The organism is Ruegeria sp. CL7, from assembly GCF_056536445.1.
On sequence record NZ_JBQFPQ010000008.1, the window covers coordinates 79,841 to 95,408 of the forward strand.

General features: G+C 58.8%; 13 protein-coding genes. 6 read left to right on the forward strand and 7 right to left on the reverse strand.

The window, feature by feature from the left end; translation table 11 throughout:
• Position 1: 1 nt before the first annotated feature.
• Both ACR0LI_RS17100 and ACR0LI_RS17105 read right to left on the reverse strand, forming a co-directional pair.
• Positions 2-1,213 (reverse strand): ABC transporter substrate-binding protein, encoded by a 1,212-nt coding sequence (locus ACR0LI_RS17100; RefSeq protein WP_480718913.1) that lies wholly within the window; start codon positions 1,211-1,213, stop codon positions 2-4.
• Between the two features lie 75 nt (positions 1,214-1,288).
• Positions 1,289-2,335, reverse strand: coding sequence for an ABC transporter ATP-binding protein (locus tag ACR0LI_RS17105; RefSeq protein WP_480490834.1), 1,047 nt, complete (start codon positions 2,333-2,335; stop codon positions 1,289-1,291).
• 164 nt (positions 2,336-2,499) lie between these two features.
• On the opposite strand from ACR0LI_RS17105, the gene ACR0LI_RS17110 reads away from it, so the two are divergent.
• Positions 2,500-3,501, forward strand: coding sequence for a nuclear transport factor 2 family protein (locus ACR0LI_RS17110; protein ID WP_480718914.1), 1,002 nt, complete (start codon positions 2,500-2,502; stop codon positions 3,499-3,501).
• Positions 3,498-4,370: an amidohydrolase family protein gene (locus ACR0LI_RS17115; RefSeq protein ID WP_171723888.1), complete on the forward strand. Its 873-nt coding sequence runs from the start codon at positions 3,498-3,500 to the stop codon at positions 4,368-4,370. Before ACR0LI_RS17110 ends, ACR0LI_RS17115 begins: the two co-directional genes overlap by 4 nt.
• Before the next feature lie 98 nt (positions 4,371-4,468).
• Here the strand turns inward: ACR0LI_RS17115 and ACR0LI_RS17120 are convergent, their stop codons facing one another.
• The 4 genes from ACR0LI_RS17120 to ACR0LI_RS17135 are packed head-to-tail and all read right to left on the reverse strand — an operon-like array spanning position 4,469 to position 10,078.
• The gene (locus tag ACR0LI_RS17120) at positions 4,469-5,506 is read right to left on the reverse strand and encodes an ACP S-malonyltransferase (RefSeq protein WP_480718915.1); all 1,038 of its coding nucleotides are present in this window, start codon (positions 5,504-5,506) and stop codon (positions 4,469-4,471) included.
• Positions 5,503-7,692: a thiamine pyrophosphate-dependent enzyme gene (locus tag ACR0LI_RS17125; RefSeq protein WP_480718916.1), complete on the reverse strand. Its 2,190-nt coding sequence runs from the start codon at positions 7,690-7,692 to the stop codon at positions 5,503-5,505. The genes ACR0LI_RS17120 and ACR0LI_RS17125 overlap by 4 nt, the downstream gene beginning before the upstream one ends.
• An 11-nt stretch (positions 7,693-7,703) precedes the next feature.
• Positions 7,704-8,906 (reverse strand): acyl-CoA dehydrogenase, encoded by a 1,203-nt coding sequence (locus tag ACR0LI_RS17130; protein WP_171170247.1) that lies wholly within the window; start codon positions 8,904-8,906, stop codon positions 7,704-7,706.
• Complete coding sequence (locus tag ACR0LI_RS17135) at positions 8,903-10,078, reverse strand: pyridoxal phosphate-dependent aminotransferase (RefSeq protein WP_480718917.1); 1,176 nt, start codon at positions 10,076-10,078, stop codon at positions 8,903-8,905. The genes ACR0LI_RS17130 and ACR0LI_RS17135 overlap by 4 nt, the downstream gene beginning before the upstream one ends.
• A gap of 89 nt (positions 10,079-10,167) precedes the next feature.
• Between ACR0LI_RS17135 and ACR0LI_RS17140 the strand changes: the two genes are divergently transcribed.
• A complete protein-coding gene (locus ACR0LI_RS17140) occupies positions 10,168-11,073 on the forward strand; it encodes a LysR family transcriptional regulator (RefSeq protein ID WP_480446260.1) in 906 nt (301 codons plus the stop codon).
• Between the two features lie 43 nt (positions 11,074-11,116).
• Here the strand turns inward: ACR0LI_RS17140 and ACR0LI_RS17145 are convergent, their stop codons facing one another.
• Positions 11,117-11,992 (reverse strand): LysR family transcriptional regulator, encoded by an 876-nt coding sequence (locus tag ACR0LI_RS17145; RefSeq protein WP_171723884.1) that lies wholly within the window; start codon positions 11,990-11,992, stop codon positions 11,117-11,119.
• 132 nt (positions 11,993-12,124) lie between these two features.
• On the opposite strand from ACR0LI_RS17145, the gene ACR0LI_RS17150 reads away from it, so the two are divergent.
• The 3 genes from ACR0LI_RS17150 (at position 12,125) to ACR0LI_RS17160 (ending at position 15,410) form a co-directional block, all read left to right on the forward strand.
• Complete coding sequence (locus tag ACR0LI_RS17150; RefSeq protein WP_480718918.1) at positions 12,125-13,090, forward strand: NAD(P)-dependent oxidoreductase; 966 nt, start codon at positions 12,125-12,127, stop codon at positions 13,088-13,090.
• 304 nt (positions 13,091-13,394) lie between these two features.
• A complete protein-coding gene (locus tag ACR0LI_RS17155; protein WP_480718919.1) occupies positions 13,395-14,426 on the forward strand; it encodes a sterol desaturase family protein in 1,032 nt (343 codons plus the stop codon).
• A gap of 168 nt (positions 14,427-14,594) precedes the next feature.
• Entirely contained in the window at positions 14,595-15,410 is an 816-nt protein-coding gene (locus tag ACR0LI_RS17160) for a PaaX family transcriptional regulator C-terminal domain-containing protein (RefSeq protein WP_171232340.1), read from the forward strand.
• Positions 15,411-15,568: the final 158 nt, after the last annotated feature.

A 15,568-nucleotide genomic window follows, 5' to 3' on the forward strand; every position in this document is an offset into this window, starting at 1 on the left:
ATCAGTTGCTGATCAGACCGGCTTCTTTCGCGGCAGTGATGTAATCTGCCTCGATATCCGCCAGCGTCGTCTGAGCATCCTTGGCGCCGGTCAGGTAGTCGGCCAGACCGTTGCCCAGGGCGGTGTGCATGATGCCCATCGGACCAGATGCCGGGTACGCCTTTGCGCCCGCTTCAGCCGAAGCGGCTGCTCCTGCCGCCAAAGCACCCGCTGAATAGGCAGGGCTCAGCCAAACAGCGACGTCGTTGTTTGCGCTGACCATTTCGCCGTCCATGCCCTCAAGCGCGACACGGAATGCGGCGTCGGCCTCTTCGTCGCTCATGTTCGAAGCAAGAACGATGCCATCCCACCAGATAGTGGTTGCCGGTGCTGCCGAACCCATAGGAGCGGCTGCCATGGTGACTTTGCCGACGACCTGGCTTTCGGCCTCATCATTCATCGCGGCGGCACGGCTGGCCCAAAGGTTTGCCATGGCGATCTTGCCCTGCTGGAATTGTTGCTGAACGTATGTCGAGTCGGAAACCAGATATTCCGGATCCATGTAATCGGTCATGGCTTTCAGTGTTTCCAGCGCAGCGACGCCCTGCTCGTTGTTGATCGTTGGAACGTTGCCGTCGCCAAAGAACGAGCCGCCTTCGCCAAGGTACATGTTGACGAATTCCTGGCCGAGGTTCCAACCGGTCTTGAACGTTCCCCCGATCGGATAATCCATGACACCGGCTTCTTTGATCTTGGCGGCCGCTGCCAGGACGTCATCATAGGTTTTCGGTTCTTCGATGCCCAGTTCAGCCAGAACATCATCGCGATACATCAGGTGCTGTGCATTCACCATCATCGCAATGGCCATGGTCTTGCCATCAACCTTGATCAACTGGTTGGGCAGCAGGTCCTGGCCGTATTTTTCGACCAGATCATCCAGCGGACGGATCGTGCCTGCGTTCAGCAACGGCACCAGGGTCGCGTTTGAAACACCGCCGATCTGATAAAGCGCGGGATCCGCAGCAAATGCTTCGGGCTGCTTTTCGCGGAATTCCTGATCCAGCGATGCGCTGAAATTGCCGCATTCTGCCATCGCATCGGTGACCGCCTTCCAGGCTTCAAAACCGGCGGACAGTGATTTTAGCGGCACTTCGTTTTCAAAGGCGCAATCTGCCCACGCGCCGCTGGCGGCGATGGACATGGCACCGGCCATGAGGATCGTCTTGAGTTTCATAGGTTTCTCCCTGTCAGGATCGGTCCGTCGTCGACGTCCGGACCGGTGTTATGCCCTTGCGGGCCGTTTGTGGGGTTAGCCCCCGATCCGCGCACCGCTTCCAGCTTCGAAGAGGTGACAGATTTCCGTCGGCACCGAGAACGAGACCATTTCGCCAATCTCGGCGCGGAATGCTTTGTCTGCTTTCACCGAAACCAGAGCTCCGCCGACCCGAACCGAGATCATGGTCGCGTCGCCCAGCAGTTCCAGCGTATAGATCGGAGCGGTGATCTGACCTTTGCCATCGGCAAGGCTGGCATCTTCGGCCCTGAAACCCAGTGTCATTGGGCCATCCGGTGCATCCACCGCAATTTCGACATGTTCGGCGCGGAATATTCCGCCCGCCACGTCGCCGTCCATCAAATTCATGGCAGGTGAACCGATGAAACTGGCGACGAACGTATTCGCGGGACGGTCATAAATTTCGGTCGGGCTTCCGACCTGCTGAACCACGCCCTGTTTCATCACGACAACGCGGTCGGCAAGGGTCATGGCCTCGATCTGGTCGTGGGTGACGTAAATGGTGGTGACGGCCAGCTCATGGCTTAGGTTCTTGATCTGGGCCCGGGTGGAAACCCGCAGCTTGGCGTCAAGATTGGACAACGGCTCGTCCATCAGGAACACGTTGGGTTCGCGCACGATGGCACGTGCCAGTGCCACACGCTGTCTCTGACCACCCGACAACTCGGCTGGCTTGCGATGCAGGAAATCGTCCAGTTCCACCATGGCGCTGGCGCGGCGCACCTTTTCGTCGTGCGTCGCCGGGTCGATACCACGCACTTTCAGCGGAAAGCGGATGTTCTCGTAAACGTTCATGTTGGGATACAGAGCGTAGCTCTGGAACACCATCGCCACGTCGCGGTCCTTGGGTTCCAGATCATTGACCACTTTGCCGTCGACAAGGATTTCGCCTTCCGTCACGTCTTCGAGGCCGGCGATCATGCGCATGGTGGTTGTCTTGCCGCAGCCTGATGGGCCGAGCAGCACCAGAAACTCACGATCTGCAATCGTCAGGTCAAAATTGTGAACCCCAACGAATGAGCCCCATCGCTTGCCGACGTTCCGCAATTGAATTTCCGCCATGGTGCCCCCTGCAAGGAATCGTTTTGCATACGTTTGCAAAACTGTAATTCGCATGTATCAAATCAGGCAAGACTTTTTTGCATACGTATGCAAAAATTGCGGAGAAATCCGACTCAACCTGGCTTCGCGCCGCTCGCAAAACTTTGACTACAATGGTAAATACCGTGAACTTTCAGACAGAAAAAAAACTGGTCTCTGCGTTTCACACCGCATTGGACTCCGCCGCAGTGACGGAAACTCCGAAGGTGATGAGCCAATTCTGCGCTTCGGATTCGAGGTGGCGCGGCTTTCACCCGTTCAACGAAATCAACGGCGCCGAACAGGTTGCCCGGCAATTCTGGCAGCCGCTGAAGGGCAGCCTTGCTCATTTGCAGAACCGAGTGGATATTCTGTTTGCGGGGCAAAACGCGTTGCAGAAAGAAACCGACGTTTGGGTTGTCGCCATGGGCCATCTGATGGGGCTGTTCGACCGACCGTGGTTGGGTATTCGCCCGACCGGCAAGATGGCGTTCCTGCGATATTGCGCGTTCTACAAGGTGGCCGGTGACAGAATTGTCGAAACGGCGATGTATTTCGACATCCCGCACCTGATGGTTCAGGCTGGCCAGAATCCGTTCCCCCCGCAGACTGCGGCACATCTGGTGCAGCCCGGACCAAGGTTTCATGATGGATTGCTGCATGATGAGCAGCCCGCACACGAAGGCGAAAAAACGCTGGCGGTCATCAATGCGATGATCGCGGATCTGGGCCGTTGGGACAGCGGGCTGTCGCTGGAAGAAGAATTGGCGCGCACGTGGCACCAGGACATGATCTGGTGGGGCCCCGAAGGAATTGGCGCGACCTACACGATCGAACGTTATGCCAGGCAACACTCCGGACCGTTTCGCGCTGCCTTCACGGACCGGTCAAAGACCAATCATGTCTGCCGTCTGGCCGAAGGGCATTACGGTGGCTTCTTTGGATGGCCCAACTTTACTGCCACGCCCACAGGTGGTTTTATGGGGATGCCAGCCACCGGAAAACCCGGCGAATTCAGGGTGATCGATATCTATCGCCGCGTCGAAGACAAGCTGGCCGAAAACTGGATCTTCATCGACTTGCTGCATTTCTGGAAAGGACAGGGTGTGGATATTCTGGCGCGCACCACCGGGATTGAAGCATCATGAGGATAGATGCGCATCACCACCTGTGGGACCTTTCGGCCGTGCACTACCCCTGGCTTACAGAGAAAGGTATCGTTCGGTTTTTCGGCGATCCGTCTTCCATCCAGCGGGACTATTTGCTCCCGGAGTTTCGCGCGGACGCCGAAGCCATGGGGTTCGGCGCTTCGGTTCACATTCAGGTCGGCGCCGCTGACCCCTGGGCCGAGGCGCGGTGGGTACACTCCGTTGCCGACCAGTTCCCTGACTGGCCGTTGGTGCAGGTGGCATTCTGCGATCTGACCTCGGATGATCTGGATGCACAGCTCGACCGTCTTCAAACCCTGCCTTCGGTTCGCGGCGTTCGCCAGATTATTGGCCGCGCTCCGGGTGAAGACGCCTCAACTGGCACGAACGCGTTACTTGAAGACCCAAAGTTCTTGGCTGGTCTGAAGCAACTGGGCGCGCGTGGTCTTTCCTTTGATCTTCAGCTGCTGCCAGAGCTGATGGGGCAAGCAGCGAATGTCCTTGCACAGGCGCCGGAGACCCGGATCGCTCTTTGCCACGCAGGTTCGCCATACGACCGGACCCCGCAAGGGTTGCGACGGTGGGCAGATGAATTGACGGCCTTGTCAAACCTGCCACATGTCTTTTGCAAACTCTCCGGCCTGGGAATGTTCGACCACGATTGGAATGCTGAAAGCGTCTCGCCGATCGTTTCAACCTGCCTGTCCCAATTTGGTGCCGATCGCTGCATGTTCGGATCGAATTTCCCGGTCGACAGCCTTACCTCGACCTACAAGGAAACCGTTTCCCGGCATGCGTCGCTCATCCCGGGGTCGATGCTGGACGACGTCTTTCGCGGCACGTCAGAACGTTTCTATCGCATTGAATAGCGCCGGACACGACAAACCGGACTACCTGCACCGGTTTTCTGAAACGGCTTGGCAGCCTCGGCGCGCCGGCTCTGAGGCTGACCGGTGGGCCCACAGGTTCATGTCACCTGTTTCCTTTGATCAACCATTCCCATCGAACACAGAATCGGGCTGTTTCCTTGGCGAGACTGAAATGTCGACTTGTCCGACAGCCCGGACCAATTGGTCAGAATCAGGCTTTGCGCGACGGCACCGCCCAGCGTGGTGCCAGGACCCGTAACAATGAAAAGATCCGGTGCGAACTCATGCGCGGCCTGTGCGATGGCATGGGTGAAATCATAAGTTTCGGTCACTTGATGGCCCAGAGTGTAATCCCAAAGTGCATTCGGGTCGCAAGCTCCGGGCCACCATATCCGGCCACGCCCGTCGATCAGGGGCAGGTCCGGTTGTCGAAACAGGCCAGCGCTCAGTTTCGTGCGGCCCTGCGCCGAGACCGGAGCCTGAAGATGCGAATGGAACCCGGCATGGTTGGCCAATCGCATGGGAAAACGTTCCTGAACCACCGGTACTGCCTTTTCGAACGCGGCCAAACCGGCGTCGTCGCCTGCAAGCACCAACATGCCACCCAGATCAATCGACAGGGTCAACGTTGCATCGGTTCGGTCAATGTCATCCACCAAGGCAAGCAGCTCTGCCTTGCGGGTCTGGTCAGGATGCCAGTCGGAATCCATGAAAGGATAGATCAGTTGTCCACCGATCATGTGTTCCTGCATCAGAGTGCCCATGGTGTTGACCACCTCGAACCCTCCTTCGGCGGACAGCGCACCGCCGCAGGCCAGCGCCGAATACCAGCCCATCGAATTTCCCGTCACCGCAACCACTTCGATTTTGTCAGGATTGATGGCGCGGAAATCACCCAAAGTCGCTGCATAGATCAAAGCAGATGCATTGTCGCCGCGGGTGTGCTTGGCAATGGAATATCGGGCCGCACCGTCCAGTTCGCTGAGCGTTTCTTGCCCCTGCGCGCGCCGCATGTCATCAAAGCGTCGCAACACGGTCTTGTCGCTGAATTGCCGGCCCAGGACACCCAGTTCGGGTTTGTTGTAAGTACCGCGGCCAGGGCAGATGACGACGGCAGTCTGTTTGGCGGAACTCATGTGCCGGCCTCCATCAAGGATCGCGCGGCGGCTTCGATACTGTCCTTCGATGGCATGGTCGCAGCATAGGCCGGGCCCGTGGCGATAAAGCTGTCTTCTGCGGTGATACGGGCCAGCGGCACATCGCATGTTTCATGAAAATGCGCCATCAGAGCTTCGGCCACGCCGCCATGGTGGCGAGTTTCGTCGACGATCAGGATGCGTTTGGCCCTGGTCACGGCCTGTGTCAGTGCCGCTTTGGGCAAAGGGGACAACCAGCGCATATCGATGATCCGTGTCCTGATCCCGTCGGCCTGCAAGACCGTGCGCGCCTGATGGCTGAGATAGACGCCATTTCCAAAGGTGACGATGGCCAGATCGTCGCCGTCACCGTCCACGCCCACCTCGCCGAAGCCGATCTTTTCAGAAGGGTCGGGATAGGTTTGCATCCAGCCGCCGTCTCCGGCCTCGTGCAGGTCCCGCATCGGGTAGAGGGCGATGGGTTCGAGGAAAACGACCAGCCGCTGTTCTTCACGCGCGAGGCGCACGCATTCACGCAGCATCCGCGCGGCGTCGGCACCGTTCGACGGGCAGGCCAGGATTAGGCCCGGAATGTCGCGCAATACAGCAACCGAGTTGTCATTGTGGAAGTGTCCGCCGAACCCTTTTTGATACCCCAGTCCGGCAATGCGCACGACCATCGGGTTGGTGTATTGACCGTTCGAGAAAAAGGGCAGGGTGGCGGCCTCACCTCGCAGCTGGTCCTCGGCATTGTGAAGATAGGCCAGAAACTGGATTTCCGGCATTGGCGTGAACCCGTTCTGGGCCATGCCGATCGCCAGGCCCAGGATCGACTGTTCGTCCAGCAACGTGTCGATCATCCGGTCAGGGCCAAACCGTGTTTGCAGCTTTTGGGTCACGCCGTAAACGCCACCTTTGCGCCCGACATCTTCGCCCATCATGACGATCTCGCCATGTTCCAGCATCAGATCGGTCAGTGCCCAGTTGATCAATCGCGACATGATCTGCGGTTCGGAATGGGCCTTGAGATCGCCGCCGAAAATCTCGGCCCGACGCTCGGGTGTTGGGCCATTGGTCGGCGCGCAGGGGCGTGCGGGCGGGATCAGGCTGGCCATCACCTCTGTTGCGTTTTGCAGGCGAGGGCGCGTGATGGCCTGTTCGGCCACGCGGGCGACCCGGGCGCAGGTATCATTGTAGACGCTCAGCGCCTGTTCCGGGCTCATCGCGCCGCACTGATCCAACAGGCGCACGGAATGCAGCAGCGGGTCGTTGGCTTCTTCGGCCTCAACCTCGGCTTTTGGCATATAGGTGGTTGGCATATCGGCCCCGGCGTGACCGTACAGGCGAACAGTCCGAACATGTAGGAAAGCAGGTTTCCTGCGGCTGCGCACATAGTCGGCCGCCTGTTGCGCAACGCGATAGGTGTCGAACAGATCCAACCCGTCGCACGAGAAATACTTCAGGCCCGGACGGTTGGCGAAAGTGGCCGCGATCCAGCCTTTCGGCGTTTTGGTCGAGATACCGATCCCGTTGTCTTCGCAGCAGAACAGAAGGGGCAGAGGCACAGATTGAAAGGACGTCCACTGCGCCGTGTTGAACGCGCCCTGTGCGGTGGAATGGTTGGCCGAGGCATCCCCGAACGAGCAATAGACGATGGCATCCTCGGGCATGTCTGCATGTTCAGGGCGATGACGCCGTGCAGCGGCGACGGCATATGCCGCGCCGACCGCCTTCGGCAGATGGCTGGCGATGGTCGAGGTCTGCGGCGGAATGCACAGCGCTTTCGATCCCAGAACCTTGTGACGCCCGCCACTGATCGGGTCCTCGGAAGACGAGGCAAAGGACAGCAGAATATCCCATGTCGGGCTTTGGCCCGGCACCTGATCCGCGCGGGCAATCTGAAAGGCCGCATCGCGGTAGTGCAGAAACGCCGGATCGGTCGGGCGCAGGGCCGCGGCAACGGCCGCCATGCCCTCATGCCCGGATGACCCGATCGTATAGAACCCCTGACCCGCCTTCTGCATCGCGCGGCTTTGCCGGTCCAGCGCCCGGCTCAGGCATTGCGCCCTGTAAAGTGCGACGGCTTCATGACCGCTCAGCGGTCCGGCCGGTGCGGGCCCTTCGGGAAAGTCCCGCGCCGCAACACGGCGCAGGAAATTGTCATGCACGATTGCGGCGCGATCCATGTCAGATGTCCTTAGGCGAAGGCTTGCAGGCCTGTCTGCGCACGGCCCAGGATCAGGGCATGCACATCATGGGTGCCTTCATAGGTGTTGACGGTTTCAAGGTTCACCATGTGCCGGATCACGTGGAAGTCCTGACTGATCCCGTTGCCACCATGCATGTCGCGGGCATGGCGGGCGATCTCAAGCGCCTTGCCGCAATTGTTCCGTTTGATCAGGCTGACCATCTCGGGCGCGGCGCGGGCTTCGTCCATCAGGCGACCCACGCGCAGCGCGGCTTGCAGGCCCAGCGTGATTTCGGTCTGCATGTTGGCAAGCTTCAGCTGGAACAGTTGTGTCTGCGCCAGCGGACGACCAAACTGTTTGCGGTCCAGCCCATATTGCCGGGCCGCGTGCCAGCACGCCTCGGCGGCGCCCATCGATCCCCAGGCAATGCCGTAACGCGCACGGTTCAGACAGCCGAACGGGCCTTTCAAACCTTCGACATTGGGCAGCAGGGCGTCCTCGCCGACCTCGACATTGTTCATCACGATCTCACCGGTGATCGAGGCGCGCAGAGACAGCTTGCCTTCGATCTTGGGGGCCGACAGTCCAGCCGTTCCCTTGTCCAGGACAAAGCCTTTGATCTTGCCGCCATGCGCTTCGGATTTGGCCCAAACGACGAACACATCGGCGATCGGGGCGTTCGAGATCCACATTTTCGACCCGTTCAGCACATAGCCGCCCTCGGTTTTCTTCGCGACAGTCTTCATCGAGCCGGGGTCCGAACCGGCATCGGGTTCCGTCAGCCCGAAGCAGCCGATAAATTCGCCGGTTGCCAGTTTGGGCAGGTATTTCTGGCGCTGCTCTTCGGTGCCGTATGCGTAGATCGGATACATCACCAGGCTGGACTGCACCGACATCATCGAACGATAGCCGCTGTCCACACGCTCGACCTCGCGCGCGACCAGACCATAGGTCACATAGCTGGACCCAATACCGCCGTATTCCTCGGGAATGGTTGTTCCCAGCAAACCCATCTCACCCATCTCGCGAAAGATGGCCGGGTCGGTTTCTTCATTGGCAAACGCGGCAGTTACCCGAGACAGCAGTTTGTCCTGCGCGTAGGCATGTGCGGCATCACGAACCATGCGTTCGTCTTCGGCCAGCTGGTCTTCCAGCAGGAACGGATCGTCCCAGGTGAAGGGGCCAAGGTGCGGGGCGGATTGAGGTTTCATGCAAGTTTCCTTTCCACAGCGGTTTTGAGACGCGCAAGGCCCGCTGCAATTGTATCTTCAGCATAAGCGAACGACAGGCGAAGATGGCCCGGCATCCCAAAGGCACGGCCGGGCACCAGGGCAACGCCGGCATCTTCCAGCAACCACGTGCAGAATTCCGCGTCACTGTCAAATGGCCCGCCTTGTTCTTTCAGCAGGCCAGTGCAGGACGGAAAGGCATAAAACGCCCCGTCCGGGGTGGAACAGTGCAGCCCGGGTACTGCGTTCAACCCGTGGACGACCAGATCGCGGCGCGCGGCAAAGAGGGCGCGACGCTCCTCCAGCAACTCGGGGTCGCAAGTGATCGCGGCCAGCGACGCCCATTGCGAGATCGAGCATGCCCCCGATGTGACCTGACCCTGAACAGCGACCATGGCGCTTATCAGATCGGACGGCCCGATCCCCCAGCCGATGCGCCATCCGGTCATCGACCAAGCCTTGGCCACACCGTTGACGATCAGCATGCGGTTGGTCAGTGCCGGGGCGGCCTCGGCCGCGGACGTGAAAGGTGCAAAGCTGAGATGTCGATAAATCTCATCGGCCAGAACCCAGACCTGCGAGTGGCGCTCCAGCACTTCTGCCAGCCCCGCAAGTTCTGCCTTAGCGTAAATCGCGCCCGACGGGTTCGAGGGTGAATTCAGCATCAGCCAGCGCGTGCGCGGTGTGATGGCGGCCTGCAATTGTTCAGGCAGCAGTTTGAAGCCCTGTTCCATCGGGCAGGGCAGAACAACCGGCACCCCACCTGCCATCCGGACAATATCGGAATAGCTGGTCCAATAGGGGGCGGGCATGATGACCTCGTCGCCGGGGTTCAGGCTGGCCAGCATCGCATTTGCGATCACCTGTTTCGCGCCTGTTGATACGATGACCTGGGTCATCTCGGCACCTGCTTGTCGGGCAATTTCCGCGCGTAGTTCAGGCACACCGGCAGTGGGCGGGTACTTGGTTTTGCCCTCCAGTGCCGCTGAATGCGCAGCTTCGACCACACGGGGCGGCGTCGGCAGGTCCGGTTCGCCGGTTGACAGCGCCAGAATATTACGCCCTTGGGCGCGCAGGCGGGCGGCGGCCTCTGAGATCTGGACGATTTCCGACAATTCGATACCGTTCAACCGGTCAGCGCGCTGGAACACCATGAACCTTCCTCTGCAATCAAGTTCGGTTTTAGCCACAAAGTTACTTGAGAAAAATACGCCAATGAGTATCTTTTCAGTGACTAAAACTCATGAGTTCCATGCCCCGGATCAACTCACTGCCATCTCTGGCCCTAATGCGCAGTTTCGAAGCCGCCGCGCGCCATGAAAGCTATACCATGGCGGCCGAAGAGCTTGGCGTGACGCAAAGCGCGATCAGCCGTCAGGTCCGAGAGCTTGAGGCCGCGATTGGCGTTACGTTGTTTCGGCGGGTTGGACGCGCAGTGCGCCTTTCCAAAGCGGGGCGGGCCTTGCGGGACGAGCTGGCAGGTGATCTTGAACGTCTCAGCGGCACGATCAACCGTGCGATTGCAGCCGGAGACGGTGCGTCGCTTTTGACCCTGGCCGTCCTGCCCACCTTTGCGACACGGTGGCTGGTGCCGCGCCTGCCGGATTTCAAAACGCGCCATCCCGGAATCGAACTGGATCTGCACTCTTACACGACGCCTTTCAGCCTTGAAGAACGACGTATGGATCTGGCCATCCATTTCGGGCAGGAGGATTGGCCGGGCGCGCAATTGCGCAGGTTGTTCCCCGAGCATCTGGTGGTCACGGCAGCACCTGCGCTGCTGAGACGTCACAGGCTGGACACCCGTGCGCAAACCTTTGAACTGCCGCTTTTGCATCTGACCTCGCGCCCCGAGCTGTGGTCTACCTATCACTCTCAACTCGGGCTGGATCCGGGGGCGGTTTTTCCGGGGATGCGGTTTGACCAGTTCTCGATGCTGATCGAGGCCGCCGTCGTCGGTTTGGGTGCCGCCATTCTGCCCTCGTATTTGATTGAAGAAGAGCTGGCGTCCGGCGTTCTGACCGAAATCGGCCAGATCGCCAACACGTCGAACAGCGCCTATTATATCGCAACGCCAACAGGTCAGAAGAACGACGCCGTTCAAGTTTTTGCAAACTGGATCAGCAAGCAGACGCGGGCACGCGCGTAACTGGCAAAAACACAAGATCGAACTCACTGCCCGCAGGCACATCTCAAGCGAAAATCTGTTTGAGCCAGGTTTCAAACATCTGTTTGGCAGCAGAGTTCGCGTTTGATCTCTGACCATCGACAAGGAAATGGCTCTGTTCGATTGGAATGGCGTCCCCGACTATCGCGATGGACCTTCCGGCCTTGATTGCGGTTCTGGCAAAGCGCTCAAGGATTACCGCGTATCCTCCACCTTCCGCCACGATGTCCACGGCGGCAATTGTCGTGTCCACGGTGAAGCAAGACGCCGCAGGAGAATACTCTGTGCCGAAAGCGGAAAAATACCGGTGCCACATGTCCTGAAATCCCAAAATCTGTATCTGGGGTTTGACCAGCAGTTGTTCCGTCGAAGGCCATTTCCGATCTCGTGATCCGGCTGCAACCGGAACGATACGTTCGTCCGAGATCTTGCTGAACGGCCCGTCGTTCCATTCCCCGTTTCCCAACCGCAGCTCGACATCGACGTTTTCCCTGCCCGCGGATTCTGCCCAGATATTTGAAACCAACCTGATCGATACACCCGGGTGTGCGCGTGAAAACTCAGGCAATCTGCCGGCAAGGAACAAGCTGGCCGTGGAAATCGGCACACGCACGACCAGCTCATGCTTGTGGCTGGAGCCAAACAGGCTTGCGGTTGACAGGTCGATATCGCCCAAGGCGCGCCGAACTGAAAACGCATACGCCTGCCCGACCTCTGTCAGGCTGAGGTTGCGCGCGGCACGAAAGAACAAAGGGCAGCCCAGCTGTGCTTCCAATGAGCGGACGTGCAGGCTCAAGGCCGTCTGGGTGATGCCAAGCTCTTCTGCCGCAGCAGTAAAGCTCATATGCCGTGCGGCACAGTCAAAAGACCGCAGCCAGACCAGATTGGGCGTTTTTGACATTTCCAGCACCAAAAAATTTTATGGATACCGGCGATATTTATTCGTTTTACACGCTGCATTCAACGCCCGTAGATTTCATCAGGGAAAAACAGCGCTGGTCCTCTGATTGGCCACCGGAAAGGGAACGCAGGTATGAAAGTTGGATTTATCGGCCTTGGAAATGTCGGCGGGAAACTCAGCGGCAGTTTACTGCGCAATGGCGTTGATCTGACCGTACATGATCTGAACTCTGACCTGGTGTCAGGTTTCGTCGACCGCGGGGCAAAGGCCGCCGAGAATCCGGCACAACTGATGCGGGATTGTGATGCGGTGATCACCTGCCTGCCTTCTCCGGCGGCTTCGGACGCTGTGATGCAGGACATGCTGCCCGAAGTGACCGGGGGCAAAATCTGGATGGAGATGTCCACCACGGATGAAGCTGAGGTCAAGCGTCTAGGTGCGATGGTGAAGGAACGCGGTGGCGCTGCCGTCGATTGTCCGGTCTCGGGCGGGTGTCATCGGGCGGATACCGGCAACATTTCGATTTTTGCCGGATGTGATCGCGCCACGTTCGAACGTATTCTGCCCTTTCTGACCACGATGGGGCGTCGCATCCTTCATACCGGTGAACTGGGATCTGCTTCGGTACTGAAAGTGCTGACCAACTATCTGGCCACTGCAAACCTGATCACCTGTTCAGAGGCGCTTGTGGTCGCCAAGGCCGCCGGAATGGATTTGAATACGGCGTATGAGGCAATGAAGATCAGTTCGGGAACATCCTTCGTGCATGAAACCGAAAGTCAGGTCATCCTAAACGGATCTCGTGATATCTCGTTCACGATGGACCTGGTGTTGAAGGATATCGGCCTGTTTCAGGAGGTGGCGGATCGCGCCGGGGTGCCGCTGGAGATCAATCCGCTGATGATCGAGATTTTCAAGGACGGGATCGAGAAATACGGCCCTCGTGAGTTTTCCCCCAACATCATCCGCCGGCTCGAAGACAAAACCGGGCTGGATATCCGCGCGCCGGGGTTCCCATCGGAAATGCTGGACGATGAACCCGAAGAGCCCGGTTACGAAGTGATCCCGCAAGGATCTGACCTGAAGGCCGCCGAATAGGGCGGTGCGCGGCGGGCAGGAAACGGATCTATGTCATGGCGGATCATCAATCTTGCGCCGATACGTTCGCCGACATGGGCGGATCCTGCATCACGCCTGAAGCAAATCGGCTGAAACGTCTGGCCGATTTTCGTGCCCCCAAGAAACCAGATCGGCGGGGCAGGTCGCGCAATGTGCACGATAACCGCCGCCCGTTCCTCGAATAGGTCACATCATGTATCGCCGGCCGTCCCGCAAATATCCTTACGAGCCGCCTCCGGCTTGGTCCTGAAAAAGGTGACTTTATTCAGGAAAGGACAATCACGTGACGATTCAAGATGCGAACCCTCAGGACACCACCAACGCACCGCCCGAGCCCGGCCCCATGAGCCGCGAATGGCATTGGCACCCGGACTTGCCGGTGAAATACGCCCCGTACTGGAACTGGCCGCCGAAAATCGGCGTCCTGGCGAAATGGGTTTGGCAGAACTGGCTTCAGTTCTCGGACCGCTCGATCTTTCTGGCCTTGGCCTTCCTTGTGGCCTTTTGGGTACAGCCCGTCGATGCCGGGCAGGCTTCGTTTGCCCCGGGCTGGATGTCATGGGTGTTCATTCGGAACTGGGTGCTGCTGTTGATCGTCGCCGGTGGTCTGCACATGTGGTTCTACGGGGTCGACGGGCAGGGAAAGCTGCTGAAATACGACCCACGGCCTTACATGAAGCGCAAGAATGCTTTGTATAAGTTCGGCTATCAGACCTGGGACAACATCTACCATTCGATGGTCTTTGGCGCGACGATCCTATCGATGCTGGAGTGTTTTCTGCGCTGGATGTACGCCAACAATTATATCGCCACGCTCAGCTTCACGGCGCATCCGGTCTGGTTCGTGCTGCTGTTTCCGATCCTGGCGATCTGGCAGAGCTTTCATTTCTACGTCGTGCATCTGTTTCTGCACCAGCCATTCATCTACAGACATGTTCACGCCGTACATCACCGCAACGTCAACACCGGCCCATGGTCGGGCATGTCGATGCATCCGGTCGAGGCCTTGGGGTATCTCAGTGCCATCCTGATCGTGCTGGTACTGCCCAGCAACCCGGTGCACATGATCTTTCTGGGGTATTGGCTGATGTTGGGCGCCGCCTCGTCTCATTCCGGGTACGAGGCGATCTGGGCGCGCGACCGTCAGGCGTTGTTGATCGGGGCGTTTTTCCACCAGTTGCATCACCGGTATTACGAATGCAATTACGGCAACGCAGAAATGCCCTGGGACAAGTGGTTCGGAACCTATCATGATGGCTCGGACGAGGCCACGAAACGGACTCGCAACCGCAAACGTGACATGCATTCCAAATAGAGCGGCACGCAACGCGGGCCGCGCGCAGCTGGCGCTGCCTCGGCCGATCATTTGTCTTGCCCGATAACGCTTGACTGAACCGATCCCGTTGCCGAAATCCTGGCCCTGTACGAAACCGGGCGCGCGGGGCCGGATGGCAATTCCCTCGGGCCTGATTATACTGTCCAAATGAAAGATACCGCTCCAGACTGGTTTGAAACCTGTGTCAGCCGGCTGACCACGACAAGCACCCAGCGGGTGTGGTCTGTTCTGGTCACGATTTTCGGCGATCTGGCGCAGGATGGATCAGATCAGATCAGTGGATCACTGATCACCGCGCTTACGCGTCTGGCGGGGATCAGGGCCGAGGCCACGCGTGTTGCGTTGCATCGGTTGCGCAAGGAAGGCTGGATTGAAAGCACGCGGGTTGGTCGGAACAGTGTGCACAGGCTGACCAGCTTTGGCCGCCGTCAAAGCGTTGCAGCCGCACCGCGTATCTATTCCCGCGACCCGAACATGCCGGATATCTGGCATGTCCTCATCGCCAGCAACTCGGAAAGTTCCCGAAAGGAATTGTCGGACCTGATGCTGACGGGGGATTACTTCTCGCTGAATGCGTCCACGGCCATGGCGCCCGGGCCGATGCCGGATGATCTTGAAGAGCTTCTGGGTTTCGAGAGCGACACGATGTCCGTCCCGAACTGGCTTCGCGACCTGTGCGGGCCGGAGCCATTGAAAACCGCCTATGATCAATTCTGGGATGCCATTCAGGTTGTTGAGCGGCTTTTGCCCGCAGAGGGGGCGGGCGATCCGATGCGTTCGGCAGTTCTGCGCGTACTGGTGGTGCATGCCTGGCGACGTATCGTTCTGCGCCACCCAAGCCTGCCACCGGTTTTCCTGCCGGACGACTGGAAAGGCGCGGCGTGCAGAGAAGCTGTCTCGCACTTGTTGGACAGGCTGCCGCGCCCCTCGCTATCGAGCTTGGAAGCCGAGCTGATGGACTGACCCACAGCGGGGCAAAGTTCGGGTGAGCTGCTGGATGTCCTGCCATTGTTAAGAAGGGCTGCGTCGTCTTTTTTGCAGTCAAGAAAACCTCTTTGGTCAGTAGTCACATTTAATGTTACAAGATGTACGGCACACAAGAAGATTGAGTAACATAAGAC

Bases quoted from the DNA above. Each gene is read 5' to 3' on its own strand.
- ACR0LI_RS17100 (WP_480718913.1), bottom strand. From the start codon at position 1,213: ATGAAACTCAAGACGATCCTCATGGCCGGTGCCATGTCCATCGCCGCC.
- ACR0LI_RS17105 (WP_480490834.1), bottom strand. From the start codon at position 2,335: ATGGCGGAAATTCAATTGCGGAACGTCGGCAAGCGATGGGGCTCATTC.
- ACR0LI_RS17115 (WP_171723888.1), top strand. From the start codon at position 3,498: ATGAGGATAGATGCGCATCACCACCTGTGGGACCTTTCGGCCGTGCAC.
- ACR0LI_RS17120 (WP_480718915.1), bottom strand. From the start codon at position 5,506: ATGAGTTCCGCCAAACAGACTGCCGTCGTCATCTGCCCTGGCCGCGGT.
- ACR0LI_RS17125 (WP_480718916.1), bottom strand. From the start codon at position 7,692: ATGGATCGCGCCGCAATCGTGCATGACAATTTCCTGCGCCGTGTTGCG.
- ACR0LI_RS17130 (WP_171170247.1), bottom strand. From the start codon at position 8,906: ATGAAACCTCAATCCGCCCCGCACCTTGGCCCCTTCACCTGGGACGAT.
- ACR0LI_RS17135 (WP_480718917.1), bottom strand. From the start codon at position 10,078: ATGGTGTTCCAGCGCGCTGACCGGTTGAACGGTATCGAATTGTCGGAA.
- ACR0LI_RS17140 (WP_480446260.1), top strand. From the start codon at position 10,168: ATGAGTTCCATGCCCCGGATCAACTCACTGCCATCTCTGGCCCTAATG.
- ACR0LI_RS17145 (WP_171723884.1), bottom strand. From the start codon at position 11,992: ATGTCAAAAACGCCCAATCTGGTCTGGCTGCGGTCTTTTGACTGTGCC.
- ACR0LI_RS17150 (WP_480718918.1), top strand. From the start codon at position 12,125: ATGAAAGTTGGATTTATCGGCCTTGGAAATGTCGGCGGGAAACTCAGC.
- ACR0LI_RS17160 (WP_171232340.1), top strand. From the start codon at position 14,595: ATGAAAGATACCGCTCCAGACTGGTTTGAAACCTGTGTCAGCCGGCTG.